Consider the following 25,878-nt stretch of genomic DNA (forward strand, 5'->3'; position numbering starts at 1 on the left):
CATGTAATGCATCATCTTGGGAACAAATGTGGGATTCTTGATGACGATGATGTCCCGCATGGTTAAGAAGCACGCCAGGAGGGCCGCGCCACACGTCTGGCTCTTTGTCTTGGGAGCCCTTGCTTGCGCGGGCGCACTCGCAGCAACGTATTACGTTTTTGTCCGCACCACTACGGGGCAATTCGCTGATGAGTCCGCCTGGCGCGAGGCGGAAGTGGCTGACAATCTGAGAGGCCCGGTACTCCAGTTTCTGGATAACCTACCCCTATTCTCGGTGATCATTGCCGCCGTTGTGGTCCTGTTTGTCACTCTAGGACGACGCCGGTGGGCGGCCGCTGCTATCGCGCTGGGGACGGTAGCAGCAGCCAACCTCACTACTCAGGTCACGAAGACACTTCTTCTTGATCGGCCGGAGCGCGGCGTGCCCACACTCGATTTCAACTCGCTCCCGTCAGGCCACACAACGCTGGCGGCTTCGGCTGCGGCTGCCGTGTTCCTCGTAGTATCGCCGCGCTGGCGCCCTTTCGCCGCGGCGGCCGGTGGCGCATACTCAGTGGCGGCCGGCGTAGCCACGTTCGTTAACCTATGGCACCGTCCGGCGGACATTGTTGCCGCGTATCTTGTGGTGGCCGTATGGACGATGATCGGGGGCGTGCTCATCATGCGTACGGGAAACTCATGGAACGTGTGGTCCGGATACGGCGAGCACTGGGCTTCATCCCGCTGGTGGCCGGGCCTCTGCTGGATCGCCGGGCTGGGTGGGCTTTCGGCATGCGCGGGGCTGTACTACTACGCACAGCTCGTTGGACCCGCCCCCATCCCAGGGACCGGCACTCATCCGTTGTTCTTCTGGTCCGGGCTGTCACTGATCGTGGGCGTTGGCTTCGCGATCAGTGGACTGGCCACAGGATTGTTTGGTTTCGAAGCCAGACGACGTCGCTAACCAGACTCTTTCCGGGAAGCTTCCGAGCGACCGCTGGCGTGCCGGTGTATTAGCCTAGCGAGGCTGCGAGCTCAGCACAGGCACTCTCACAACGCCGACATGCTTCGGCGCATACCTTGCAGTGATCGTGTATGTTTGCGTGCTGTTCGCATTCGGTGGCGCAGGCGTTGCACGCCTGTTGGCACACCTTGAGCACCATTCGAGTGAGGTCGGGATCGTATCCGGTGAGCCGAGAGAGGACGTTGCCCGTGGTGGCGCAAAGGTCTGCACAGTCCATGTTCGTGCGGATGCACTTGGTGAGATCGGCAACGCTGTCCTCGCTGAGACAGGCGTCAGCGCAGGCGGTGCATGTTTGTGCACAATCAAAGCAGGAGGCAATGCACTCTGCGAGTTTGTCCCTGTCGATGTTCCCGAGGTCTTTGGGATACGTGTCAAGCATGGATGCTAGTGAGTTGGCACGTCCACTTGGCGTACGACGTCGGGCTGCGAGACTTCAACCGGGTCCTCTGGCTTCCGCAGGAAGAACGCGGCCACAATGCCCAGTAGTGAGACCACGGCTCCTGTCATGAATGCCATGCGGACACCGCCAGCTACGGCCACTGCTTCTACCGCACCTTCAGAGGCGAGCGCCGTGGACTGGATCGACATGATGGTGATGAACAGTGCTGTCCCCGCTGCTCCAGCTACCTGTTGAACGGTTCCGACGACGGCGCTGCCGTGCGAGTACAGGTGCGGTTTCAATGATCCCAGGCCAGCAGAGAACAACGGGGTGAAGAGTAGTGCGAGCCCTACGCTGAGTGACATGTGCGCGGCAAGGATCACCATTGGTTCTGTTGACTCGCTGATGGTGCTCAGGAACCACATGACCGAACTGAGCACTATGGTCCCCGGAACTACCAGTGGACGCGGGCCTATCTTGTCATAGAGCCGTCCGACGAACGGAGCCAATAGGCCCATGAGTAGGCCTCCCGGCAACAGCAGCAGCCCCACTTGTACCGGCTCAAGGCCAAGGACCTGCTGGAGGTAAATCGGTAGGAGGATGACTGTCCCGAAGAGTGAGGCCATAGAGATGACCATGAGCGAAGCGGAGACCGCAAAGATTGGTTCGCTGAAGGTACGGAGGTCCAGAAGCGCGCGATCCTTACGCTGTAGTTTCAGCTGGCGAAGGACAAAGACCAAGAGCGACACGGCACCAGTTATCAGCGCAATCCACATGGGGGCAGTTGATGAGGCTGAATCGGCGCCGACCCGGCTCAGGCCGAAGATCAGACCGCCGAAGCCAAGGGCCGAGAGAATCACGGAGGCGACGTCGATCGGAACTTTTTTGGGTTCGGTGACATTTTCCACACGGCGGGCGCCGATGATGAGCATGGTGACGGCGATGGGCAGCACCAGCCAGAACATCCAACGCCAGGACAGCGAGCTGAGGATGATGCCGGAAATGGTGGGACCAATGGCGGGAGCAACGGAGATGACAATCGAGACGTTGCCCATGGTCTTTCCGCGTTCGCGTGGTGGCACCAACGTCATGACCGTTGTCATGAGAAGCGGCATCATGATGGCTGTTCCGCTGGCCTGAACCACCCTGCCCAGAAGCAGAAAGGAAAAGCCTGGTGCCAAGGCCGCCAGGAGCGTTCCTGTTGAAAATAGACTCATGGCTGCGATGAAGATGGGGCGGGTATTGAAGCGTTGCAGCAGGAAACCCGTGATGGGAATCACCACTGCCATGGTGAGCATGAAGGCCGTTGTCAGCCACTGGGCAGCGCGGGCCGTGATGTTGAGGTCAATCATGAGTTCGCGGATAGCGACATTCATAATCGTTTCGTTGAGAATGACAACGAATGCTGACACTAGCAGGAGCCAAATGACCCGCTTGTTCCGGGCGGAGTGGTCCGGTTTGTTCAAGTCAATTTCCAATCAGGGAGTGCGTGCCGCCGAGACGCGACCGTGTACGCCCACACTGGGGTACGCCGGACAGCATAACAACGGGCAGTGACTTTTTAGTCCCGGTCTTGCTGTACGGCTAAGACCCCCTCCGGCCGCCGGTCAGTAGGCAGCCGGGTAATACGGAAATCCCGGGTAGGCATACCCTGCACCCCAGTACGGGGTATAACCGTAATACCCGTACACGTCCTCATGGTAGGGACGCTGGTCCACTAATTCGGGATCATAGGGTGGAGCACCGGATACGCGGTCGCGGGTTTGATCCAGGCGGACCTCATCTTCGGTGATTCCCGTGATGGCATCGACCGGGATGAACGATTTCTCTTTACCCAAACCAAGGAAACCACCGGATGCGACCAGCAGGAACCTCACCTTGTCCTCCCCAGAATCAATCAGAAGGTCCTCAACCTTGCCAAGATCCTCCCCGTCCTTGTCCCTGACATGGCGCCCACGAACATCGACGTCATCCAGGGCAATGGTTTCGTCGATATCGCTGAGCTTGACCAATGCGTCGGCCGTATTTTCCGCCATGATGCACTCTCCCTTGGGTTGACCTGCTACCGGTACTCACCGGCACTCTCAACAATAAGCACGCTGGGAACGTATCCTCAACCTTTACGCAGCAGCAGGTGAACCGTCAGTATCGCCTGCCCGTCTACGTCATCCGGTAGAAACCCGCTGCTTCAACGCGACGCGCGGCGCAACAACCATCGCGGCCATGGCGATTCCCACTGCTAAGGCAAACACCCCCACAAAGGACAGCCCCGCCGTCGTCAACGCGGTGAAGATGATGCCCGTCATGGCGAGGGCGAGCGCGGCACCGAGGGAATCAGCGATCGACATGGCCGAGCTGTTAAAACCCTGGTTCTGTGCAGAGGACAAACTCAGCGTCATGACGCTCAGTCGCGGATACATCAAACCCATTCCTGCGCCGCCGACGGTCCAGCCAATAACTGCAAGGGCAGCCGGCCAATGAAACAACGCTGTCAGCAGTGCAAGCACAGTTGCGACGAAGATGAATATGGAACCAAGGCGAATTGCCAACGCATGCTCAAGCCGATTACCCATCCTTCCCTGGACCGCAGAAGCGAACGCCCAGGCCACCGCTCCGAAGGTGAGCGTCAGCCCGGCAAGCGCTGGCGTGAAATTATAACGGGCAATGAAAAGGTAGGGCAGGTAGACCTCGGTGCCCAGGAAAGCCGCTGACGCGAGCCCTCGGGTCAGAATGACGCTGGGCAGTCCGCGCGTTGCCGTGAGCGTGCCGCTGGGCACCAACGACTTCAGCGCTACCAGTGCAATGACCAGGGCCACACCGGCCAGTACGACGGCGCCAGCTGGGAGCCGGGCGGAAAGGTTCAGTCCCAGCACTGCGGCGGCGGCGAGAGTTGCCCAGCCTAGCCTTCCCAGATTCCACGGAACCACGGACACGGGCGCCGTGTGCAGGGTGCGCATTGCTGGAATGATCATGGCCAAGGCCGGTACCACCAGCCCGATGACGCCGAGGAACACCCAATGCCAGCTGAGCTGTTCGGCGACCACACCGGCTGCGAACGGTCCTATCAGCGAGGGCAGCACCCAGGCTGCCGCGAAGCTGGCGAAGATCTTTGGATGTAGCAGGCCCGGATAAGCGCGTGCAACCACCACGTATAGGGCCACCGCCATAGCGCCCCCGCCGAGGCCCTGGACCAGCCGTCCCGCAACCAGGACGGGCATGCTCTCCGCGGTGCCAGCGATCAGCAGCCCCAGCACAAATGCGGCAACGGAGGCGTAGAGCGGAGCAACCGGTCCACGCCTGTCAGCCCAGTTACCCGCGGCCACCATTCCTATGACGCCGGTCGCGAGAGGGCCGGCGAAGGCCAACGCGTAGAGGGACGCACCGTCCAGGTCGGCACTGACCAGCGGCATGATGGTGGTGACGGCCAATGACTCGAAGGCGCTGAGGAATACGAGCGCGAACGTGCCGATGGTGACCCAGCGGTATGCAGGCGCCAGGATACCTTCCGCGGCAGCGGAGCGTGGTGTCATGTGGGTAACTTTAGGACGCCCAGCCTACGAATCTGACACGCGGATTTAGTCAGGGCTCTGAACACCGAGCATCCGGGCGTGCAGGCCGCGAATTTCTTCTGTGAACTCAGCCACCGGTCCGATGACTTGGAGCTGGGTGGCCACTACCTGAATAGGCAGAGGGGCCACTGGACCAGCGGTAACGCCCCACTGCTGGTACCAGCTGCTCACTTCTTCAGAGCTAGAGGCATAAACAATTCTGCCCAAACCCACCATGGCGTGGGCTGCACTACACATGGGGCAATGCTCTCCAGAGGTGAAGACCACGGACGCACCGCGTTCCTCTGGGCTCAGGTTTTCTGCAGCCCACCGGGCAATAGCAAATTCTGGGTGACGCGTTGCATCGCCGTCCTTCACTCTGTTGCGGTCCTCGAAGCGCACTGTTCCTGTTGGGTCTGTGAGCAGCGAACCATATGGCTCATCTCCGGCTTCAACAGCTTCTTGGGCAAGATCCACGCACCGGCGCAGGTACGCCCGCTCGGTTGCAGAGATGCTGACTGTACTGTCATGATTCATGGCCTCACCCTAGCACCGGAGTTTTCCGCTTTAACGGGCACTCGCAGCGCTCTGGCGTATGGCCTCAGACGATCGTTTCAGTGGAACGGCGGCCGCTGAACGTCAGCAGCGTAGGCACTTTGATCGCGAGGATACCCAGAGCCACGATCAGCAGCAGGCTTGCCCCGAACGCGGTGAAGGACACCCCCACATACTCGGCAATGATTCCGAGCGCGAGCGTGGAAATGGGCATGATTCCAATGGCAAGTTCCTGCAGTCCGAGTGCTCGACCGTGAACGGCCGGTTCAGTGGTCATGAGAAGAAGTGTGGTTTGCAAAACACCAAAGGCAGCGCTTGCCATACCGATCAAGCCCATCAGCAGGAACGAGAGCCACGGTACATGTGACAGAGCGAATGCCGCCCACAGCGCGCTCCAGGTTGCCGTGCCGAAAACAAACAGTCCGCCTTTGTACCGGAAGTCTCCCATTCCGGCAATGATGACTGACCCGATGAATCCTCCTACCCCGGCGCACGTCAGGAGGATCCCAAGCCCGGCTGCATTGAGCCCCAGAGATTCGGCAGCAAACACTGGCATGAACGACTGAAACACCGGCCACAGGAGCGTGTTGGCGGCAAGGGTGACCAACAGGACCGCCACGGCCAAACGATTTCGGCTGATAATGAGGAACCCGCTTTTGACCATGGACAACACGGACATCGCGTGGCTTTCCACAGCAGTTGTGTAGGAACGCAGCGGCATAATCAGCAGCAGCGACATACCGTACCAGCCGGTCGAAACCCACAACGCAGAGGGTGCACCGATAGTAGCGATCATCACCCCACCGAGCGCGGGGCCAATGACTTGCGTCATGCTCAGCGCCATTGAGTTGAGCGCGTTCGCGTTAGAGAGGTTCTCGCGCCCCACAAATTCAAGGACCAGAGAGGCGCGGGCGGGTTGGGATGGGGACTGGGCAAGACCGATAGCTAAACCACCGGCTACCAGCACCCAATAGGACAACAGCCCGGCCGTCGCGAGGCCTGCAACAATGGAGACGGCGACGGCGGCCCATCCGCATGCCACCATGAGCAGCCGGATTTTATTGTGCCTGTCCGCGAATGCGCCTGCAATAGGACCCAAAAACATGGGCGCCAGCCGGACGGCTGTGTAGACGGCCACCAAAAATTCGGACTGTGTGAGTTCAAACGCGAGCCAGCCCAGGACCAGTGTCTGGGTCCATACGCCGCCGAAAAAGAAGAGATTGGAAAACCACAACAACCGGAAGCGGCGATTGCCCTGAAGTGAGGAGAAAGCCGTGCGTAGGCCAACTTTACTGCGGACAGGCACCGTCTGATTACTCAACTGATCTCCGACGCCTCTCGGCCATTGCGGGCCCCTCACTTATGTCTTGAAACAATCTAGTGCCACGACGGACCGCCGAAGCCCTCGACAGGCTGGACGCTCCCCTGCGAGAGGCAATCGTCAATGACGCTTATTCGTGCGTTGGCTCACCGGTCAGCAGGTGGTCCGCGTGATTCATGGTCTCGCGCAGGAGCCGAATCAGGTGGCCATCAGGCAGCGAATAGATCACGTGCCGGCCATCCTTGCGCGCTGCCACTGTCCCACTGAGCCGGAGTTTCGCCAGGTGCTGGCTGGTCACGGTCCGAGAGCCACCGACGGCGTCGGTCAGTTCCGAAACCGATCTGGGGCCTTCGGCGAGCTGCCACAGCAGGTGCAGCCGTGTTGGTTCTGCGAGCATCCGCAAGATGCCCGCTGCAGTCTCGAGCAGTTCAGGGCTGGGCGTTACCGCATGGGCCAGAGACGGTTCCCGCGCGCCGTCGTCGTGCCCTTCAATTGGACTGTCCAATGCCCTGTTCCTCATGTGTGGAGTCTACGGCCTGCTCGCCGTCGGAGGGCCACGAGAGAATCGCCGCGACACCACCTGCCACGGCCAGGAGGGTCAAGGCGAGCGCTGCCGCACCAAGACCCGCGGTTGCTCCAAGCAGCCCGGCCAGTGGGTAGGTGATGATGAAGCACGCATGAGAGAGAGAGAATTGCGCCGTGAACACGTACGCGCTGGTCTCGTCTGTGGATGCCTCACGCAGCAGTCGCGAGGACGGTGTGAGGATCGTCGAGTTTCCGGCCCCGAGGAGGAACCACATGGCCAGCAGCCACAACCAGCCGCCGCCATCGCCGTCGAGCATGAAAAACGTCGCTACCGTTGCGCCAGCCAGCGCAAGCGGAATGACGACGGCGCCGCTGAGCATCACTGGCCGGTCGCCGAATCGGTCCAGGATGCCAGGCGCGGCGAGTGCCACGATCATGGATCCCACTCCGAAGCTTGCCAGCGCGATGGCTAGATCGGTATCAGATCGGTTGAGGACGTCGCGCACGTAGACGACAGTGTTGACGAGAACCAGGGCAGTGGGCGCCGCCACGACGAAGTTGAGCGCAAGCAGTGAGCGGAGGCGGGGGTTGCGCCAGAAAATCCGGGCCCCGAGCGTTGTTCGGTGCCACAACGACGACGGCGCTCCCGTTCCAGCGAACCCTTTTGGCAGGACCGTCGTGGCCACCAGCGTGGCGGAGAGCAGGAACCCGGCGACTGTGCCCAGAAAGAGGTTGTTATAGCTGACGATGGTGAGGAACACTGCGGCGAGCACTGGGCTGACGAGGGCTTCCATGTCGTAGGCCAGCCGCGACAGGGAGAGGGCGCGAGTGTAGTCGCGTTTCTCCGGCAACACTGCGGGGATGAGCGACTGGAATGCAGGGGTGAACGTGGCAGACGCCGCTTGCAACAGGAAGATCACCACATAGATTTGCCACGTCTCGGTGATGAACGGCAGGCACAATGCCATGGCTGCGCGGATGATGTCCGCACCGATCAGGACGGGCTTTTTGGGCAAGTGCGCGACGACGGCGTTGACCACGGGCGCAAAACCAACGTAGGCGAGCATCTTGATGGTCAGGGCGATGCCCATCACGGCGCCCGCATTTTCGCCGGCGAGGTCGAAGGCCAGCAGGCCGAGCGCCACCGTCAGGAGCCCGGTTCCGATCAATGCCACCATCTGCGCTGAGAACAGCTTCCGGTACGTGGGGTTCTTCAGTACTGCGAGCATGCCGATCCTTTTGATGAGTACATAGGTGCACTTGTATGCACCTATGCTACACCTCAGGGGACACTTGTGAGCTCCGCGCTACCCATCCGAAGGCCGTGCGTAGTGATCGTTGCCCTGCTCGTCGGCGCCTGATCGCAATGATCACCCGGACCAGGATGGCAACGCCGAGCGAGATCCAGAAAAGGACCGTAAGCACACCGGAAAGCTGGGAGACGAAGGCCGTCCACGCATCGACCATTGTGTGCTCCTTATCAGCTAGGTGCTACCGGGCTCCTTCTCACTTTACGCGCCGGTCATTGCGACTTCTGATCCAGCCGTTCACTAGTGCGCCTTGTCTTCTTTGACCATGAACTGTTTGGCCACCAAAACATCCGTTGAAGAGTGGGCAATGATGGATATGACAATGACCAGCGCCACCAGGTGGAACACTTGATTGCTTAGGGCTATGCCGGATTCCAGCACGATCAACCCGTACACGACCGATGCGAATCCCTTGGGTCCAAACCACATGGCAGAAACCTGCTGACGCATGGGTAGACCGCTGCCAACAAAGGAGACCAACAGGGCCAGAGGCCTCACGGCGACAAGGGCCAGAACAGCGAAGACCCAACCCTCAAACGGAATTTCCTGGAACAGGAATACCGGAGTGATCAGCGCACCGAAAACCATAATTGCGCCAAGTTTGAGTAACTCGGTGACAAGTTCACCGAACTGCTCAAACTCGTGCCGTAGGCCCTGCCCAGAGGATGCCACGGTGATGCCAGCTGCAAAAGCCCCAAGGAACAGGTTTGCATGGGTTGCCTGGCAAATCGCCAATACCAGCAAGCCGATAGAAACTGCCAGCAGCGGCTGCAACGACTTGGTTGCCTGCAGGAACGGAAGCCGCTCTAACCGCAGGACAACCCAGGGGACCGCGATGCCAACTACTATGCCCAGGGCTATTTCCTCGAACAACTGCCACCCGTGGGCATCGGTTCCCCCGGCCACGGCCAGGAGCAGCAGCACAATCGGAAGCGCCAACCCATCGTTGAGACCGGACTCGACGTTCAGCAGGTGACGCAGCCGGCCGGGCACTTCCTTGCGTCCCACAATGGCAGCGGCAAACACGGGATCGGTAGGGGCCAGCACGGCCCCGAGCAAGAAGGACTCCAGCCACGGCAGACCAACAAGGTAGTGCGCTAGCAAAGCGGTGATCAGCAAAGTCAGCGGAAGGCCCACCAGCAATGCACGTCCCGGCAATCGCCACGCGAGCCGCAGATCCTTGAAACCTATGCGCATCCCGTCAGTGAACAAGACGGAAAACAACGCCAACTCCGCCAGACCGCCCACGATTGGATCATCCGCCGTGACCGTCACGAAACCCAGACCACCCTGGCCCAGAGCAAACCCGCCCAGCAGAAACAGTACGGCAGTGGAAATGACTGTCCGGTTGGCCCGCTCGGATATCAGAACACCAATGAGCAACAACACCGCGAAGGACAGCAACAGCGCAGAACTCATGTTCATGATCATCCACCTTGGTGCATCGATGAAAAGAGGATCGTGCAATTCATCCAATAATCGCTAACAAAGTGCTTCTCACGCAACGTGCCCGGCTGGATTCCTCCAGCCGGGCACTTACGGTGTACCGACGTCGTACGTCAGCATCTAGGCGAACTTAGCCATTCGTGCTGTAGTATACGGGGCCGGAACCAATTTCGGCGCTGAAAACAGCGGTTGTGTTACCCATCCAACCACCGTGGACAGCGTTGCCGCCGCCGATGTAAACAGCGATGTGGGGAACTCCTGCACCAGCGTCGGAGTAGTACACCATGTCGCCGGGCTGAGGGTTGCTGGTGGGCGTTCCGAAGCGCAGCAGCGATGCTGGTGATTCGTCACCGACTCCCGCGACTCCGGCAGCCCGCAGCGCGCGCTCAACCAAGGCGGTGCAGTCCTGGAACTGTCCCACCTGTGACTGCGCCGATCCGGCGACTGCATTGCCGGATACACTGCTGGATGCAGCCGCGATCGGGGTGATAGTGGAGCTTGCAAGCATGACATTAGCAGTGGCGGCCGGGGCTGCTACTGGTGCTGAAGCGGCCATGGTCTGCTGCTGAGGTGCAGGAGCGGGTGCCGGAGCGACAGGAGCCTGTGCTGCCGGCGCCACGAAGCTGCTAGAGACGCGAATAACGTCACCGGGGTAGATGACCGTTGCCATGTTCAGGCCGTTGAGCTGCAGTACGCTGCTCAGGTTGACCCCATAGCTTGCGGAGATGGAGCCAAGGGTGTCACCCGAGCGCACCGTGTGGTTGATGACTCCTGCAGTCTCGGCCTGTGCTGCCGCGGGTGCGGCTACAGTAGCCACTGCCGCCGCAGGAGCGTAGACAGGTGCTGGCGTTGTGGAGGGGCCTGCGCCGGCCATGGCAGGTGCGCCAGCGCCGAGCATGAGCCCGGATGCTGCGGTGACTACCACAGCACCGCGTCCGACGGCCCCCCTGTTGGATACGACTGCCTTGGACAGGGAATTGAAGGGGTTCTTGCGCACAGGGGTTGCCCTGTGGCGCGCAATATTTGATGACATGGTTGTAGCCTCTCCTAATGCCTGCGGAGTTAGCTGTCGGGTTCGGATGGGAGCCACCCGGCCGCAACGCCTTGAGGAAACGATCCCTCAAAGACGGGGCGGCCTCACCCCAAGGACTCGGTGGGAGTCCACTGTGTGGTTCCCCCGCTTCTGCCGAATTCTGTAGCGAACGGACCCTGGGCAGCGGCAGAATTAGGCAATCTACCCGAGGGGTGCTAACCACATATCAGGGTCGGCACCTATAAAGGGTAACCGTTATTCCATCGATATGTCACGTTTTGGTTACACGCCGTGTCGGCATCATAGAGTCGGCGTTCAGGGCCGGCGCACCCTCGGGATCCAATAACCGAGTACGACGGCGGCTAAAACCCCAATCCCGGCCGCCGCCCAAATGCCTACCGCCAGTGAGGCAATAGCAGTAATCAAGGACAGCAGCCCGGGGCCGGCCATGGTCCCGAGATCCGATATGAAACGCCAGATACCGAGGAACTGCGGGCGCCCCGGCGAAGGCGAGTAATCGGCCCCAAGCGTCATCACAATCCCAGAACCAACTCCATTCCCGAAACCAATCAGGAGCGCAGCTGCCGTGAACCAGCCTGGACCAGCGGTGAAAGGGATAACCACCAGCGCCGCAGCCATGATCGCCATGCACGGCACTGCCGTCCAGACCCGCCCTTTGACGTCCATGACCTTGCCCGCCGGATAAAAAATCAACATGTCCACAGCGCCGGAGAGCCCATAGATGAGCGCCGTCGCAGAAGCATCAAGACCGATGCTCTCTGCCCACAACGGCAGCACCCCCTGCCGCGTGGCTCTCACTGCCGCAATCAGGAGAACGCCCACCCCAATGGTCAGAAACACTTTCATATGACCGCGTAACACGTAGCGCACGGTGGGAGGCGGGATGCGTTCGATGCCGGTCCGCCGGGAGGGAGCGCCAAGATCTGGTACTCGAACGCTGAGAACGGCGGCCACCAGAGTTGCGGCCGCACCCACCCAGTACGCACCGGAAATACCAACCAGCGCCATCACTCCGGCGGCAAGGAACGGGCCTATGAACACGCCGATACGCGTGACGCCGCCCAGCGTCGATAGTGCCCTCGCGCGAAAATACAGCGGCACGGCTTCAGTGAGGTAGCTCTGCCGAGCCAGCCCAAACACGGAACCCGCCATCCCGACCATAAAGATCGCCAGCGCAAATACCCACAGTTGCGTGGCGAACGCGGCAACGATCATCGCCGTCGAACACCACAGCGCCGCCCCTACCAGAGCCCAGCGCTCGCCAAACCGCGACGTGATCATGGTGGCAGGGATATTGGTGGCCAGCGAGCCGACGCCGGTCAACGTGATGATCAGCGCGGCGACAGCCACGGACGCGCCGAGGTCTCTGGCACTGAGTGCAATGACGGGCAAAATCGCACCGGTCGCGACGCCGTATAGAAGAGAGGGGCCATAGGCGGCCACCGCTATTCCTTTGAGGTTGAACGGTTCGTCGGGCACGTACTTCAGCTTATCTCGCGGCGCCCGACCCCCGACGCCTCTACCCCCTGACGCCCCCGCACTTATTGTTGGAATAGGGCCGATTGAGCCACTATTCCAACAATAAGTGCGGACGCGTCGGGTGAGGGTGGGCAGGCAGGACTGCTCGGGCCGCCCCGGCGAGGACGCCCGGTTTAGAGGTCCGCAAGCACGCTCCCTGGGCTCTCGATGGCATCCGCCACGTACCGCAGGAACCCGCCTGCGGTCCCGCCGTCGCACACGCGGTGATCAAACGCGAGGGTGAGTTCGGTGACCTTGCGGACGGCCAATTCACCGTTAACCACCCATGGTTTGTCGATGATGCGCCCGACGCCGAGGATAGCGACCTCTGGGTAGTTAATGATCGCGGCGCTGCCGTCGACGCCAAAAACACCGTAGTTGTTCAGCGTGAACGTTCCCGACGTCAGCTCGGCCGGACTTGCCTTACCCTCACGGGCGACGGCGGTCAGACGGCGAATTTCCGCGTCCAGTTCACGGGCGCTCATCTTCTCGGCGTTGCGGACGGAGGGCACCATGAGGCCCCGATCCGTCTGCGCCGCGAAACCAAGATTCACGCCGTCGAAGGAGACGATCTCCTGACCGTCCCCAGTCGAGGCAATCCGCGTGTTGAGCTCGGGATACTTCTGCAATCCCGCCGTGACAAAGCGAGCAATGAACGCCAGAAGTCCCGGCACGGAATCAGGGGTCCGCTTCTTCAGGTCCGCGCGCATGTCCAGCAACGCTGTGGCGTCCACGTCCACCCAGACCGTCGCTTCAGGAATTTCCGCGCGGCTACGGGTCAGGTTGGTAGCGACAGTTTTACGCAGTCCCTTGATCGGGGTCCGCTTGGAGACGCCGAGACCGGACTTCTCATCCACCTCACCTGAAACCGCGGCGGCTGTGGATGCAGCAAAGGACGCGGCGTGACCGGCGGACTCAGGAGAGCCTGACGTGGAGCCGGAGAGTGCAGCTTCAACGTCTCCCCGGAGAATCAGTCCGTCCTGCCCTGAACCCGTGAGCGTTGCAATCTTGACCCCACTATCGCGGGCCAGCTTGCGTACGAGCGGAGACACGACACGTGCGGCACGCTGGGATGGTTCGGGCGCTGACTCCTCTTGCTCAGGGACAACGGTGGTCGCGGCAGCAGCCCCGGACTTGCGCGCACGACGACGGCCTTTCCCGCCGCCCTCGGGCGTCCCGTAACCGATCAGGACGTTACCCGACCCCGTGGGCTCCTCCGCTTCGGCGGGCGGCTTGGTTCCGGCACGCTCCTCGTCACGGTATGTTTCAGCGCTGTCGTGTTCGGCCTTGGGACCGGCATCGGGCGCTGGCGTTTCCGCAGCGGGCACGTCCGCAGCAGCTCCGCTGACGGCAGCAACGCGATCCACGGAAATCAGCGGCTTACCGACGTCCATGGTCTGACCGGCCTCGCCGTGGAGCTCTGCGACGGTGCCCGCGAACGGCGACGGCACCTCCACCATGGACTTGGCGGTCTCCACTTCGGCGATCGGCTGATCAACGCGGATCTCATCGCCGACGGCAACCAGCCAGTTGAGCAGCTCGGCCTCAGTGAGTCCTTCGCCGAGGTCCGGGAGCAGGAATACCTGCCGGTTCTCCTGTGACATCTAGTCCTCCCACTGAAGATCGTCGACGGCGTCGAGGATGCGGTCAACGCTGGGCAGGTGCCAGTGTTCGAGCTTCGGCGCAGGGTAAGGGATGTCGAACCCGGTCACGCGTAAAACGGGGGCGGCCAGCGAATGGAAGCAGCGCTCTTGCACACGGGCCACGATCTCCGAGGCAACAGAGGCAAAGCCGGGCGCCTCAGCGATGACGACGGCGCGCCCAGTCTTGCGGACAGCGTTGGTGACCGTTTCGTCATCGAACGGGACGATGGAGCGGATATCGATGACCTGCAGGCTACGGCCTTCCTCGGCAGCAGCTTCTGCCGCGGCCAGCGCGGTGGGAACGGACGGCCCGTAGGCGATCAGGGTTGCGTCGGTGCCCTCCCGGGCAATAACAGCCCGGCCGATGGACGGTTCGCTTGCGTCGTCGTCGGACGACCCGCCGTCGAACTTGGCCCGCAGCGCGTCCAGGTCTACTTTTTCCTTGGACCAGTACAGCTTCTTTGGCTCCAGGAACACCACGGGATCGTCCAGCTCAATGGCCTCGCGCAGCATGGTGTACGCGTCGGAGACAGTGGCGGGCGCGACGACGGTGAGACCCGGCGTGTGCACGTAGTACGACTCCGAGGAATCGCAGTGGTGCTCCACTCCCCCGATGCCACCGGCGTAAGGAATACGGATAACGATGGGCAGGCGCACCTGACCCTTGGTGCGGTTGGACATCTTGGCCACGTGGCTGACAACCTGCTCAAAGGCGGGGTAGGCAAAAGCGTCGAACTGCATCTCGACGACGGGACGCATCCCGTTCATAGCCATTCCAACGGCCATACCCATGATGCCGGCCTCGGCCAGCGGAGTATCAAAACAACGCTCCTCGCCGAAACGCTTGGTGAGTCCGTCCGTGATGCGGAAGACGCCGCCCAGCGGGCCCACGTCCTCACCGAACATGATGACGGACTTGTCCGACTCCATGGCATCCCCGAGTGCGGCCGTGAGCGCCTTTGCGACGGTAAGAGTGGTGGTGGTCGGAGCGGCGTTCTCAGTCACTGCGGTCATAGTGGTCACGCTCCTGATGTTTCGCGGGCAATTTCCTCGCGCAGCATCGCGGCTTGTTCCTGCAGCTGCGGTGTGGGCTTGGAGTAGACGTACCGGAACAGATCTTCCGGGTCTACCTCGGGCTCGGAGTTCATGCCGTCACGCAAGGCGGAAGCGATGTCTTCGGCACTGGCAGCAATGGTGGCCACTGCGGCGTCGTCGAGCATATTCCGCTCTGAAAGGTAGGCCTGCATGCGCGCCACTGGGTCGCGGGCAACCCACTTCTGCACCTCTTCGTCGGTGCGGTAGCGGGTGGAGTCGTCGGCGTTGGTGTGCGCCTGCATCCGGTAGGTGTGTGCTTCAACGAGGAAGGGTCCGCCGCCGTTGCGGGCGCGGTCCACTGCGTGGCCGAGGACAGAGAGAAGGGCGGCGAGGTCATTGCCGTCCACGCGCTCCCCGGGCATTCCGTAGCCGATTGCCTTGTGCGCCAAAGACGGGGCAACGGTCTGGTTTTTCAGTGGCACAGAGATGGCGTACTCGTTGTTCTGCACAAAGAACACCACCGGCACGTGGAAGACGGCGGCGAAGTTCAGGGCCTCATGGAAGTCGCCCTCGCTGGTTGCGCCATCCCCGCACATGGCCATCACAACAGTGTCCTCGCCCTTGAGCTTCGCGGCATGTGCTACTCCGACGGCGTGCAGCAGCTGGGTGGCCAGCGGTGTGGCCTGCGTTGCAACGTTGAACTCGTAGGGGTTATACCCGGCGTGCCAGGTACCCCGCAGGAGGGTGAGAACTTCCACCGGGTTCACGCCACGGCTCATGACCGCGACGGTGTCTCGGTAGGTGGGGAACAGCCAGTCCTGCTTGGCCAGTACGACGGCGGATGCCACTTGGCAGGCTTCCTGGCCGTGGGAGGAGGGATAGACGGCGAGCTTGCCCTGACGGACAAGAGCTCCGGCCTGATCGTTGACGCGGCGGCCGGCTACAAGTTTCTCGTAGGCGGCCAGCAGAGCCTGATCATCCGGCATAGCGTATGGCTCGCCGGAAGAGTTGGCGGCTGTACGTGACTCGCCGTTCTCATCGATCAGCTGAATGGGGCGCTCGGCGGGCAGCATGAAAGCCTCCGCACGGGTTTTCTCCCCGATATCGTTACTCATAGGACCTCTAGTCCTTCCTCACTGGAAAGATATTGTGTTGATTCATTATGGAGACTGAGAGCGTTTCGTATCCACTTGACCCTCAAAACGTGGACTAAACGGCTAGAATTATCTCATCTGAGAGACAACTCTTACATGTGAGCTGGATTACGTACAGGAGCATGGACAATATTATGGCCGTACCTCAACCCCTGGATGGCGTGGACCGACGGATACTCGCGGAGCTGACACGGGACGGACGGCTCTCCGTCACGGCCATCGCTGAGAACGTCCATATCTCCCGGGCCCACGCGTACTCACGGATCAATCGGCTCACCGAGGACGGCGTCCTGACCAAGTTCACGGCCCTGATCGATCCCATCAAAGCTGGGCTTCGATCCTCCGCCTACGTGACGCTGAAAGTTGAGCAGCACGCCTGGCGTGAACTCCGCGAAAAACTCAGCGCTATTCCAGAGGTGCACCACATTGCACTGGTGGGCGGCGAGTTCGACGTGATTCTACTGGTCCGCGCCGAAGACAACGTAGACCTGCGCCGGGTCATCTTCGATGAACTGCAAGCTATGAAGGGCATCCTCGACACGCAGTCGCTGCTGATCTTCGAGGACCTTGATACGCGCTAAGCCTACAAACGTGAAAAGCCGCGGCGGGCGTCCCGTGAGGAACACCCGGCGCGGCTGTAGTCAGCAATTTACTATTTGGTTAATCAGGCCTTGCTTCGGACACGACCCAAGATCCACAGCACCACGGCAATGACCAAAACGACCAACCCGATGTACAGCAGGAATTTCACCGCTTCCACCAATCCTCCAAGCAACAGGAGAATGACGGCGACAACGGCGAGGGCAATAATCAGTGATTTACTCATCTGACCATTATGCAGCGCATCGCAGCAGATCTCACCCTCGCGTACCCACTGGTTGATCGAGGTTAATTCATTAGCCCTTGAACTGCGGCTTACGTTTTTCCTGGAATGCTTTGAAACCTTCAGCGTAATCATCGGACTTGCAGAGGTCGCCCTGAGCCACATTCTCTTCCTCCATCGCCGTCCAGAGGCCCAGACGCTGATCGCGGATGTTCGTCACAAGTTCCTTCGATGCCGTGAACGCACCGGTAGCCCCAGTAGCTACACGACCGACCTTTTCTCGGGTGAAGGGCAGCAGATCCTCGGCAGCCATGACTCGGCTGAACAATCCGCTCGCGACGGCCTCAGCGCCGCTCATCAGCTCGGCAGTATAAATCAGGTCCAGTGTGCGATGCGCACCAAGCCGCTCCGTGAACAACCAGTGTCCACCAGAATCCAGGGTGGCTCCCAGGTTCGCAAACGGGGAACCGACCTTCGCATTCTCCGCGACGTAAACAACATCGGTCGCCACCAACAGCCCAAGCCCGACGCCGAGGCACGCACCGTGAGCGGCCGCGAACGTAGGCGCGGGAAAAGCGCTCATCTTTTTCAGCAGTGGCGTCACAGTCTTGCCCAGGTAGCTGTAGGCATCATCAGTCTCCGGGACGACGTTGGAGATGTCCCGCCCAGCGCAGAACGCGCGGCCTTCGCCACGCAAGAGAAGCGCGCGGACACGGCCATCCGAGACGGCGGCAGCGGCGTCGTCGTAAGCTTTCTCCAACTCCGCCAGCGCCGACTCATCCAATGAATTCAGCTTCTGCGGAGCGTTGAGGACAACCTCGGCAACGCCGTTATCAATGGTCAGTTCAATCATGCGGTTGCTCCTGAGTTAGGCGTCGTAGTCAACGGTGACTTCGTCCGACGTCGGCCGGCTCTGGCACGTCAAGATGAAGCCCTTCTCGATTTCATCCGGCTCCAGCGCGTAATTCTCATCCATCTCGATGGTTCCAGAGACCACCTTGGCGCGGCAGGTGCCGCACACACCACCGGCGCAGGCGAACGGCACGTCCGGTCGGACACGAAGGGCAGCGTTGAGGATGGTTTCCCGCGCGTGAGTGGGGCTCTTCACCGTCCCCTTCAGGCCATCAAGGGTGAAGTTGATCGCGTACGTTTCGGCGTCGTCATCGACCTTCACTGGCCGGCCGATCTGGCCCTCTGGGCGGTTGGGCTCTCCGGTGGTGAACAGCTCAAACCGTACATCTTCGGCGGGCACTCCGCGCTCAGCCAACGAATCGCGGCAAAGTTGAACCAGCTCAAACGGCCCACAGAGGAACCATTCGTCCACAGACTCCACCGGGATGACGGTGCCGAGTAGGTGCTGCAGCTTCTCCGCATCGATCCGGCCGGAGAGTAGGGGCGAAATGCGCTGCTCACGGGACAGTACGTGGTGCAGTGCGAATCGGGCCGGGTAGCGGTCCTTGAGATCCGCGAGTTCCTCCAGGAACATCACATCCATGGAGGCCTTGTTCGCGTAGATCAGGTCGAAGCGCACGTTATCGCTCGCGGCCAAGACAGTACGCGCGATCGAAATGACCGGCGTAATCCCCGAGCCAGCCGCAACCGCCACAAACGTGTTCTCCACGTCCACGTCAATGTCTTCCGGGCTGTTCAGCTCTGTCATCTCGTGCTTGGAAATGAACTGGCCCATAGGACTCATGACGTCCATGGTGTCGCCGACCTTGAGGTGCTCATTCGCCCAGGTGGAGAACAAGCCGCCGATGTCCTTCTTGATGGCCACCCGAATCTCGCCGGGCTTGGGCTCCGCGCAGATTGAGTAGCTGCGGCGAACCTCTTTCGCCTCACCGTCTATGTCCATGCTGGTACGAAGTGCCACATACTGCCCGGGAACGTAGTTGTACTGGCCAACCAGGTTCTCCGGCACCGCGAAGGTCACTTCGATGGCGTCCGCCGTCAGCCGCCGGACCTCCGCAACCGCAAGTTCGTGGAAAGCCGTACGGCGTTTGTTGGACGGGGCGAGCGTTACGGCCATCTAGTGCACCTTGAAGTAGTCGAAGGGTTCCTTGCAGTCCTTGCAGACGTAGAGCGCCTTGCAGGACGTGGAACCAAAACGGGTAAGTTCATGAGTATTAAGAGACGAACATTGTGGACATTTAACACTGAGACCAACCCTGACGGGACCGGCTGCTGCCATGCCCGTGGGCGGGGCTATCCCGTACTCCTCCAGCTTTTCCTTGCCTGAATCGGTCATCCAGTCAGTGGTCCAAGCCGGATGCAGCACCATCTTCACCCGGACATCGGCGACACCACTAGTGACCATAGCGGTGGTGACGTCGTCCCGGATGGAATCCATGGCGGGACAGCCTGAATACGTGGGCGTAATGGTGACCACAACGCCGTCGGGCCCGGTTTCCACGTTCCGTAAAATCCCCAGATCCTCAATGGTGAGGACCGGAATTTCCGGATCGCAGACAGTGGCCGCAATATCCCATAGGCGGGCTGCTTCAGGATCCGCGGGACGGTGCGCAACGGTAGTCGCCATCGCAGTTACCAACTTGCTCCGGGGTATTCGCGAGCCAGGACCTGCATTTCTGCCAGCAGGAAGCCCAGATGCTCGCTGTGGTGTCCGCGACGTCCGCCGCCGCTCGCGCCGGGATCCGTGGGAACAGTGAGGTCAGCCTGCTCGAACGCGGCCGCAATGGCTGCATCGAACGACTCACGTAGCTCCGACGGAAGAACGGCAACCCCTTGCTCTGCCAGAGCCGTGGTCAGGTCATCGTCCTCAAAAAGCTCTTCAACATACGGCCAGGTGAGCTTGACGCCGTCGATCATGCGGCGGCGCGACTCCTCAGTTCCCTGCCCAAGGCGCAGGAGCCACTGCACGCTGTGATCCTTGTGGTAATCCACTTCTTTCACGGCCTTCGCCGCAATGGCGCCCAGCGTCTCATCAGCCGAATCAACCAGACGCGAGTACAGCTCATGCTGGAAATGCGAGGCAACAAGCTGACGCGCGATGGTGCAAGCGAAGTCGCCGTTCGGCTGCTCAAACAGGTGTGCCGAACGGAACTCAGGCTCGCGGCGGAAATACGCTAGATCATCTTCGGTTTTGTCCCACGCATGCCCTGCGTAGGTCAGGAACGACCGCGCATGGCCCAGCTGATCGAGGCCGATATTGCCAAGGGCAACATCCTCCTCAAGCTCAGGCGCGCGAGAGATCCACCAACTCAGGCGCTGTGCCAGAATCAACGCGTCGTCGCCGAGGCGCAGCGCATACTGGCCCACCTCGTCGCTTGGCTTCAAGCCGGAGACCGCAATGTCTTCCGGTCGCAACGCATTGCCCCGGGTGATACGGGTGGCGCTGGCGTTATCGCTCACAGGTGCTTCACTCCCTCACTCTTGGTGTAGTACGTCGCGTGGCGGTAATCCTTGCCCTGCGCAGACTCGAAGTACTGCCCCTTGGCATCAGGATCGCTGGAGATGATGGCGGAGGACGGCACGACCCACAGGCTCACACCCTCATTGCGACGCGTGTACAGGTCACGCGCGTTGCGAACGGCCATGTCGGCGTCGGGCGCGTGCAGCGAACCGGCGTGGACATGTGAAAGCCCGCGGGAGGAGCGCACAAACACTTCCCACAGCGGCCACGGTTGACGGCTTTCGTGAACACCCGTGCCCTTGGTCTTGGAGCCGTCGTCGCCCGTTGTTGATCCACCGGTCATAACTACGCAACCTCTGCTTTTTGTGCCTGCTTGTCGGCGTACGCCGCCGCGGCCTCGCGGACCCAGGCACCCTCTTCGTGGGCTGAACGACGGCGTTCCATCCGCTGCGCGTTGCAGGGACCACGGCCCTTGAGCACATCCTTGAACTCGTCCCAATCCAGCGGCGAGTGCTCCCACTGCTTGGTGTCTTCGTTGAAGCTGATCTGGTCATCCGGCAGCTCGAGACCAAGTACCTTGACCTGCTCCACGAGCATGCCCACGAAACGAGAGCGCAACTCATCGTTGGAGAAGCGCTTGATGTTCCACGCCATGGACTGCTTGGAGTTGGGCGAATCCTCATCCGGCGGGCCGAACATCATCAGGCTCGGGGCATACCAGCGGTTGACGGCGTCCTGCGCCATGGCACGCTGTTCCGGCGTGCCGTTGGCCAGCTCCAGCAGGATTTCAAAACCCTGGCGCTGGTGGAAGGACTCTTCCTTGCAGACGCGCACCATCGCGCGGCCGTACGGGCCATAGGATGCGCGGCATAGTGGCACCTGGTTGCAGATGGCTGCGCCGTCGACCATCCAGCCGATAGCGCCCATGTCCGCCCAGGTAACCGCCGGGTAGTTGAAGATACTGGAGTAGCGCGCCTTGCCGCTGATGAGATCTTCGGTCATCTTGTCCCGCGGCGTTCCAAGAGTTTCCGCGGCCGAGTACAGGTACAGCCCGTGGCCAGCCTCATCCTGAACCTTTGCCATCAGAATGGCCTTGCGCTTCAGGCTGGGGGCGCGGGTGATCCAGTTGGCCTCCGGCTGCATCCCGATGATCTCGGAGTGCGCATGCTGGCCGATCTGACGCACCAAGGTCTTCCGGTAGGACTCGGGCATCCAGTCACGCGGCTCGATGCGCGAATCTTCCGCGATGATCTTGTCAAAGTAGGTCTGCCCTGCCTGCTCCTCTTCGGAGAGTACGGCGTGCAGGCCCTCATTCTGGGAAGCCATGATGGTCACCTCACTGGTAATGGTCTCTTCCGCCGTGACGGCGCGGTCCAGTCCGAATTACTGACCGTTCGTTCAGGATATAGGCGACCTGTGATGTGCGTCAAGACGGTGACACCAATAACTAGACAGCCTGGCTAGTTAGTGAGACTATCTAGAGGTGAACTCTGACAATTGGCCCGGCGACTGGATGCGGGCAGCCCTTACTGTCTGCGTCCTGAAGACACTCGACGGCGGCCCCACCTACGGATACGCCATCGCCACCGACCTAGAGCGCGCCGGATTCGGCGACGTCAAAGGCGGCACTCTTTACCCCCTACTGACCCGGCTGGAGACCGCCGGACTGGTGACCACAGAATGGCGCAAAGGCGACGGCGGCCCAGGCCGCAAATACTTCACCCTCACCGAAGCCGGCCGCACCGAACTCACGGCGCAGTCCGCACGCTGGCAAGACTTCACCACCCACGTACAGCAGCATCTCTCACGCAAAGGAATCCAGCGATGAACACCACAAACAGCACCAAGTGGCTCGATAGTTTCACCCTGGAATTGCGTCTCCGCGACGTCCCCGGTGTAGCCATCGGCGACGCCGTCGCCACCGTGGAAGAGCACTGTTCCGATTCCGGGGAAGATGCTCAATCGGCCTTCGGGGATGCTCGGGAATACGCTCGGAGTCTGGACTTGCCCGCCCGTCATCTGCGTCCGCGTGAGGCGTTGCGCCTTGCGGGATTCGGGCTCATGAGCATTACCGGCATTTCCCTGGTCCTCAGCGCGGGGCCGCGTGCTCTCGACGGGGAAGCCATTCCGGTTCTGCTCTCCGCCGTGGTGCTCCTAGCGGGATTCCTTCTGCTGTTCATCTTGGTCATGGCACGCCTCGATTGGCTGATGCGAACGTCGTTCTGGAAGGCGAGCCTCACCGGCGGTGTGGCATTTTCCGCACTGGTCCTCCTCGCCGTTGTGCTTCATGACACTGTGCTTTGGACCGTACCGGCCCTTCCGTTGGCCATTGCGGGCCTGGCGTTGATGCTGGTCCCTCCCCTGTATGGACAGTTCTTTGACCGCAGCGCTGAGGACGGACTCATTGACCCCAGGCGAGAGGAGGGGCCGCAGCGCCGGCGCGACCGGGTGCAATATGGACTCATCAGCTGGGGTTTCCCAATCGGCGTTGTACTCTATCTGCTGCTGAAGTGGCTGATCACCCGCTAGGCTGTGCCGAATCCAGCAGGTTTGCCACTCTGAACCCGGTAATGTGCGGCGTGTCGATGCCTACACGCCGTAGCAGGCGGTGAAAGTTGCTGGATTGGGGACGGGCTCCTGCGCGACAATCCAGCTGACTACCGTCACAATGAGGTGAAGATGGCCATGTAGACCCCTTTAGAAAGGCGCGCGGGAAATGAATGACATCTGGCTGATCGTCCATGCCGAGCGGCGAGCGCTTGCGAACGATCTCGAGAATTTGACGGTAGAAGAGTGGGCAACGCAGTCGCTGTGCGCAGAGTGGGACATACACGACGTCCTTGCGCACCTCGTTGCGTCGGCGAAAACCACTCCCTGGCAGTTCATCAAGCACTTCGTCGCCGCTGGGTTCGACTTCGATAAAGCCAACGCCAAGGAAGTAGCCGACGAGCGCAGAGCCGATCCAGCCGACACTCTTGCAGAATTTCGAGCCGTCCAGGCTCGCCGATCATCGCCGCCCGCCCCCAAAGAAACGCGCCTCGTTGAGGAATTCGTCCATGGCGAAGACATCCGCCGCCCTCTCGGGATTGCTCGGGTCTATCCGCACGACGCCGTTGGTCGCGCCATTATTTCCCAAGCTCGAACCAGTGAGGCCATGGGCGGCGGCAAAGCTCGCGCATCGAACGTCAGGCTAAGTGCGACGGATACCGACTTCTCCCTGGGCAGCGGGCCCATTGTCGAAGGGTCCGCCATCTCGCTCCTACTCGCGCTCTCGGGACGTGACTCAGCACTGGCGGACCTTTCCGGGCCCGGTGTGCCATTGATTGCCGGACCCTGATCTGCCCCGTCGACGCTAAGCGTGCCCCGCGCGCTCCCCGCAGAAACGTGGCGGAGGTGCAGAAACGTTGTTGCGGAACCACGCATCTGCGCCTCCGCCACGTTTCTGAGGCAGGATGTGCGAGGTCTGCAACAGGATGTGCGACGTGGTCTCGGCGGGCAAGGAGCTACCGGATGGTCTCCGTGAGTTCCGCAGCAGTGAGCGGCCGGTCTGCGTAGACGAGCCGCACGGCGCTCGGGTCGGGGTTTCCGACGTCGGGACCACGGTGAATGAGCGTCAGGCCGATTTTCTCCGCGACCCGGGCGGACGCCACGTTGTGCTCCAGCAAGTATGCGACCACTGGCAGGTGCGGCCGGAGCCCTTTCACCTGCCGCATGGCTTCGAGTGAAACTTCCGTTGCGTACCCTCTACCGTGCAGATCAGGGGCGAATCGATAGCCGATGTTCCAGAACGTATCCCGTGTCACCGAGGCACCGCTGTAGCCGATGATCCGGACGTTTCCGGGTTTCCGCACGATCCACGTCCCCAGCCCGTCACGTTCCCACGCGGCCACCCAGCGCTCCAGCTGGGCATGAGACTGCTCGATGTTGGTATGACGAAGGCTCGGAAAATGGCCCCAGACCCGTGCATCGCAGCAGATAGCATAGACGCCGTCCGCATCGCTCGCGACAGGCCTGTCGCGAACAAGCCGGTTCGTAGACATTGCCATACGGAACTCCTTATAGGGCGCGACAGCAGGCCGTGCCGGATCCAGCAGCTTTGCCACTGCGAACCCGGTAATGGACGGCGTGTTGCGGTCGACACGCCGTAGCGGCCGATGAAACCTGCTGGATTGGGGACAGCGGCAACAAAAGCTACGGCTCCGAAATGAACCCCTGTTCCACCATGAAGTCAAAGGCGACGTCGGCCGGTTCCCTGCCCTCCACATCCACCTGCAGATTCAATTGCTGGAGGACGTCATTGGTCAGGGTCGGAGATATCATCGCGAACACGTCATCCAAACGCGGATGCTCTTCCAACGTCTCCGTGTAGAACACAGGAGCCGCGTTGTAGGCGGGGAAGAACTCTTTATCATCTTCGAGCACAGTCAGATCAAGCGCCTTGATCCGCCCATCAGTGGCGAAGACCTCGCCGAAGTTGCAGGCCCCACTTGCGGTGGCGGCATAAACCGCGCCAGTGTCATAGATGCCAATGTTCGAATCCGGCACACCCGTGGGGCTCCCCCGCTCCATGCCGTAGTGAGCAAGCATGGGGTTCAGACCGTCGGGGCGGGAGTTGAACTCAGGCTCCACGCAGAACGTCCGTTCCGCCACTGGCAGTTCCGCGATCTCGGAGATAGTGCTGATGCCACCGAGCTTGGCGACGGCCTCACTGCGGGCCGCCAGCGCATAGGTATTGTTCAACGGCGCGGGCTCACCCCAGGTGAGTCCTCTCTTCAAATCCGCTTCGTATACAGCCTCATACTGCTTCTGTGGATCGGGGATTCCTACTGTCTTCCCCAGGTAGGTCAGCCACGCCGTGCCGGTGTATTCCCAGGTGACGTCGGCCTGACCCGCAAGCATCAGTTCACGCACCGGTTGGCTTCCTGGCACGTTGGACAAATCGGTGACATCGAAACCGGCGGCCTGAGCAGCCAGCGCAGAAATCTTACCCAGGATCAGTTGTTCCGTGTAGTTCTTCGACGTCACGGTCAATGGGGCACCGTCGGCGATGACGGGGATCGACCCCGGTCCAGCCTGGGGTACAAAGGAAGTTGCCGGTTGCAGGCCACAACCAGTAGCGAGCAGGCTGGCCGATAGTACGACGGCGGCGACCGCGGTTCGGCGGACCCGGCTGGTTAACGTTTTCATCCTG

At 61.1% G+C, this 25,878-nt stretch carries 29 protein-coding genes and 1 riboswitch; of the genes, 5 read left to right on the forward strand and 24 right to left on the reverse strand.

The window, feature by feature from the left end; genetic code table 11:
* Positions 1-58: 58 nt before the first annotated feature.
* Positions 59-943: a phosphatase PAP2 family protein gene (locus JOE65_RS13300; RefSeq protein WP_239536722.1), complete on the forward strand. Its 885-nt coding sequence runs from the start codon at positions 59-61 to the stop codon at positions 941-943.
* 49 nt (positions 944-992) lie between these two features.
* Here JOE65_RS13300 and JOE65_RS13305 read toward each other — a convergent pair whose 3' ends face one another.
* From JOE65_RS13305 to pdhA, 15 genes are all read right to left on the reverse strand, one after another.
* The gene (locus tag JOE65_RS13305; protein WP_205163649.1) at positions 993-1,382 is read right to left on the reverse strand and encodes a four-helix bundle copper-binding protein; all 390 of its coding nucleotides are present in this window, start codon (positions 1,380-1,382) and stop codon (positions 993-995) included.
* Positions 1,383-1,387: 5 nt separating this feature from the next.
* Entirely contained in the window at positions 1,388-2,848 is a 1,461-nt protein-coding gene (locus tag JOE65_RS13310; protein WP_239536723.1) for an MDR family MFS transporter, read from the reverse strand.
* Between the two features lie 141 nt (positions 2,849-2,989).
* Positions 2,990-3,418 (reverse strand): PRC-barrel domain-containing protein, encoded by a 429-nt coding sequence (locus tag JOE65_RS13315; RefSeq protein ID WP_205163650.1) that lies wholly within the window; start codon positions 3,416-3,418, stop codon positions 2,990-2,992.
* A 129-nt stretch (positions 3,419-3,547) separates the two neighbouring features.
* On the reverse strand, positions 3,548-4,912 hold the full coding sequence (locus JOE65_RS13320; protein ID WP_205163651.1) for an MFS transporter: 1,365 nt from the start codon (positions 4,910-4,912) through the stop codon (positions 3,548-3,550).
* A gap of 45 nt (positions 4,913-4,957) precedes the next feature.
* Entirely contained in the window at positions 4,958-5,467 is a 510-nt protein-coding gene (locus tag JOE65_RS13325) for a nucleoside deaminase (RefSeq protein WP_205163652.1), read from the reverse strand.
* Between the two features lie 64 nt (positions 5,468-5,531).
* Positions 5,532-6,806 (reverse strand): MFS transporter, encoded by a 1,275-nt coding sequence (locus JOE65_RS13330; RefSeq protein ID WP_205163653.1) that lies wholly within the window; start codon positions 6,804-6,806, stop codon positions 5,532-5,534.
* A gap of 130 nt (positions 6,807-6,936) precedes the next feature.
* Positions 6,937-7,326, reverse strand: a complete 390-nt coding sequence (locus JOE65_RS13335) for an ArsR/SmtB family transcription factor (protein WP_205163654.1) — start codon at positions 7,324-7,326, stop codon at positions 6,937-6,939.
* Positions 7,295-8,560, reverse strand: a complete 1,266-nt coding sequence (locus JOE65_RS13340; RefSeq protein WP_205163655.1) for an MFS transporter — start codon at positions 8,558-8,560, stop codon at positions 7,295-7,297. The genes JOE65_RS13335 and JOE65_RS13340 overlap by 32 nt, the downstream gene beginning before the upstream one ends.
* Before the next feature lie 46 nt (positions 8,561-8,606).
* Positions 8,607-8,798: a hypothetical protein gene (locus JOE65_RS13345; RefSeq protein ID WP_205163656.1), complete on the reverse strand. Its 192-nt coding sequence runs from the start codon at positions 8,796-8,798 to the stop codon at positions 8,607-8,609.
* Positions 8,799-8,881: 83 nt separating this feature from the next.
* Positions 8,882-10,066 carry a cation:proton antiporter domain-containing protein gene (locus JOE65_RS13350; protein ID WP_239536724.1) on the reverse strand — a complete coding sequence of 395 codons (1,185 nt, stop codon included), beginning with the start codon at positions 10,064-10,066 and terminating at the stop codon, positions 8,882-8,884.
* A gap of 151 nt (positions 10,067-10,217) precedes the next feature.
* Positions 10,218-11,120: a C40 family peptidase gene (locus JOE65_RS13355; RefSeq protein WP_205163657.1), complete on the reverse strand. Its 903-nt coding sequence runs from the start codon at positions 11,118-11,120 to the stop codon at positions 10,218-10,220.
* A 4-nt stretch (positions 11,121-11,124) separates the two neighbouring features.
* A riboswitch (cyclic di-AMP (ydaO/yuaA leader) is annotated at positions 11,125-11,295 on the reverse strand.
* Between the two features lie 140 nt (positions 11,296-11,435).
* Positions 11,436-12,620 carry an MFS transporter gene (locus tag JOE65_RS13360; protein ID WP_205163658.1) on the reverse strand — a complete coding sequence of 395 codons (1,185 nt, stop codon included), beginning with the start codon at positions 12,618-12,620 and terminating at the stop codon, positions 11,436-11,438.
* 173 nt (positions 12,621-12,793) lie between these two features.
* Positions 12,794-14,263 carry a dihydrolipoamide acetyltransferase family protein gene (locus tag JOE65_RS13365; protein WP_205163659.1) on the reverse strand — a complete coding sequence of 490 codons (1,470 nt, stop codon included), beginning with the start codon at positions 14,261-14,263 and terminating at the stop codon, positions 12,794-12,796.
* Entirely contained in the window at positions 14,264-15,316 is a 1,053-nt protein-coding gene (locus JOE65_RS13370; protein WP_205163660.1) for an alpha-ketoacid dehydrogenase subunit beta, read from the reverse strand.
* Between the two features lie 5 nt (positions 15,317-15,321).
* Positions 15,322-16,452, reverse strand: coding sequence for a pyruvate dehydrogenase (acetyl-transferring) E1 component subunit alpha (gene pdhA, locus JOE65_RS13375; protein WP_205163661.1), 1,131 nt, complete (start codon positions 16,450-16,452; stop codon positions 15,322-15,324).
* A 161-nt stretch (positions 16,453-16,613) separates the two neighbouring features.
* Here pdhA and JOE65_RS13380 point away from each other — a divergent pair, with 161 nt between their 5' ends.
* Complete coding sequence (locus JOE65_RS13380) at positions 16,614-17,072, forward strand: Lrp/AsnC family transcriptional regulator (RefSeq protein WP_205163662.1); 459 nt, start codon at positions 16,614-16,616, stop codon at positions 17,070-17,072.
* A gap of 83 nt (positions 17,073-17,155) precedes the next feature.
* On the opposite strand, the gene JOE65_RS13385 is transcribed toward JOE65_RS13380, so the two are convergent.
* The 7 genes from JOE65_RS13385 to paaA form a co-directional block, all read right to left on the reverse strand.
* Positions 17,156-17,317: a hypothetical protein gene (locus JOE65_RS13385; protein ID WP_205163663.1), complete on the reverse strand. Its 162-nt coding sequence runs from the start codon at positions 17,315-17,317 to the stop codon at positions 17,156-17,158.
* Positions 17,318-17,387: 70 nt separating this feature from the next.
* Positions 17,388-18,167, reverse strand: coding sequence for an enoyl-CoA hydratase/isomerase family protein (locus JOE65_RS13390; protein WP_205163664.1), 780 nt, complete (start codon positions 18,165-18,167; stop codon positions 17,388-17,390).
* Between the two features lie 15 nt (positions 18,168-18,182).
* On the reverse strand, positions 18,183-19,343 hold the full coding sequence (gene paaE, locus JOE65_RS13395) for a 1,2-phenylacetyl-CoA epoxidase subunit PaaE (protein WP_205163665.1): 1,161 nt from the start codon (positions 19,341-19,343) through the stop codon (positions 18,183-18,185).
* The gene (gene paaD / locus JOE65_RS13400; RefSeq protein ID WP_205163666.1) at positions 19,344-19,853 is read right to left on the reverse strand and encodes a 1,2-phenylacetyl-CoA epoxidase subunit PaaD; all 510 of its coding nucleotides are present in this window, start codon (positions 19,851-19,853) and stop codon (positions 19,344-19,346) included.
* Between the two features lie 5 nt (positions 19,854-19,858).
* A complete protein-coding gene (gene paaC, locus JOE65_RS13405) occupies positions 19,859-20,686 on the reverse strand; it encodes a 1,2-phenylacetyl-CoA epoxidase subunit PaaC (RefSeq protein ID WP_205163667.1) in 828 nt (275 codons plus the stop codon).
* The gene (paaB, locus tag JOE65_RS13410; protein ID WP_205163668.1) at positions 20,683-21,030 is read right to left on the reverse strand and encodes a 1,2-phenylacetyl-CoA epoxidase subunit PaaB; all 348 of its coding nucleotides are present in this window, start codon (positions 21,028-21,030) and stop codon (positions 20,683-20,685) included. Before paaB ends, paaC begins: the two co-directional genes overlap by 4 nt.
* 2 nt (positions 21,031-21,032) lie before the next feature.
* A complete protein-coding gene (gene paaA, locus JOE65_RS13415) occupies positions 21,033-22,013 on the reverse strand; it encodes a 1,2-phenylacetyl-CoA epoxidase subunit PaaA (protein ID WP_205163669.1) in 981 nt (326 codons plus the stop codon).
* A 157-nt stretch (positions 22,014-22,170) separates the two neighbouring features.
* Between paaA and JOE65_RS13420 the strand changes: the two genes are divergently transcribed.
* The 3 genes from JOE65_RS13420 (at position 22,171) to JOE65_RS13430 (ending at position 24,024) form a co-directional block, all read left to right on the forward strand.
* On the forward strand, positions 22,171-22,515 hold the full coding sequence (locus JOE65_RS13420) for a PadR family transcriptional regulator (RefSeq protein ID WP_338021647.1): 345 nt from the start codon (positions 22,171-22,173) through the stop codon (positions 22,513-22,515).
* Positions 22,512-23,216, forward strand: a complete 705-nt coding sequence (locus tag JOE65_RS13425; protein WP_205163670.1) for a hypothetical protein — start codon at positions 22,512-22,514, stop codon at positions 23,214-23,216. The genes JOE65_RS13420 and JOE65_RS13425 overlap by 4 nt, the downstream gene beginning before the upstream one ends.
* A gap of 187 nt (positions 23,217-23,403) precedes the next feature.
* A complete protein-coding gene (locus JOE65_RS13430; RefSeq protein ID WP_205163671.1) occupies positions 23,404-24,024 on the forward strand; it encodes a maleylpyruvate isomerase family mycothiol-dependent enzyme in 621 nt (206 codons plus the stop codon).
* 166 nt (positions 24,025-24,190) lie between these two features.
* Here JOE65_RS13430 and JOE65_RS13435 read toward each other — a convergent pair whose 3' ends face one another.
* A complete protein-coding gene (locus JOE65_RS13435) occupies positions 24,191-24,733 on the reverse strand; it encodes a GNAT family N-acetyltransferase (RefSeq protein ID WP_205163672.1) in 543 nt (180 codons plus the stop codon).
* Positions 24,734-24,878: 145 nt separating this feature from the next.
* Positions 24,879-25,874, reverse strand: coding sequence for a glycine betaine ABC transporter substrate-binding protein (locus tag JOE65_RS13440; RefSeq protein WP_205163673.1), 996 nt, complete (start codon positions 25,872-25,874; stop codon positions 24,879-24,881).
* Positions 25,875-25,878 lie beyond the last annotated feature (4 nt).

This window comes from Arthrobacter roseus, assembly GCF_016907875.1.
Taxonomy (GTDB): Bacteria; Actinomycetota; Actinomycetes; order Actinomycetales; family Micrococcaceae; genus Arthrobacter_J; species Arthrobacter_J roseus.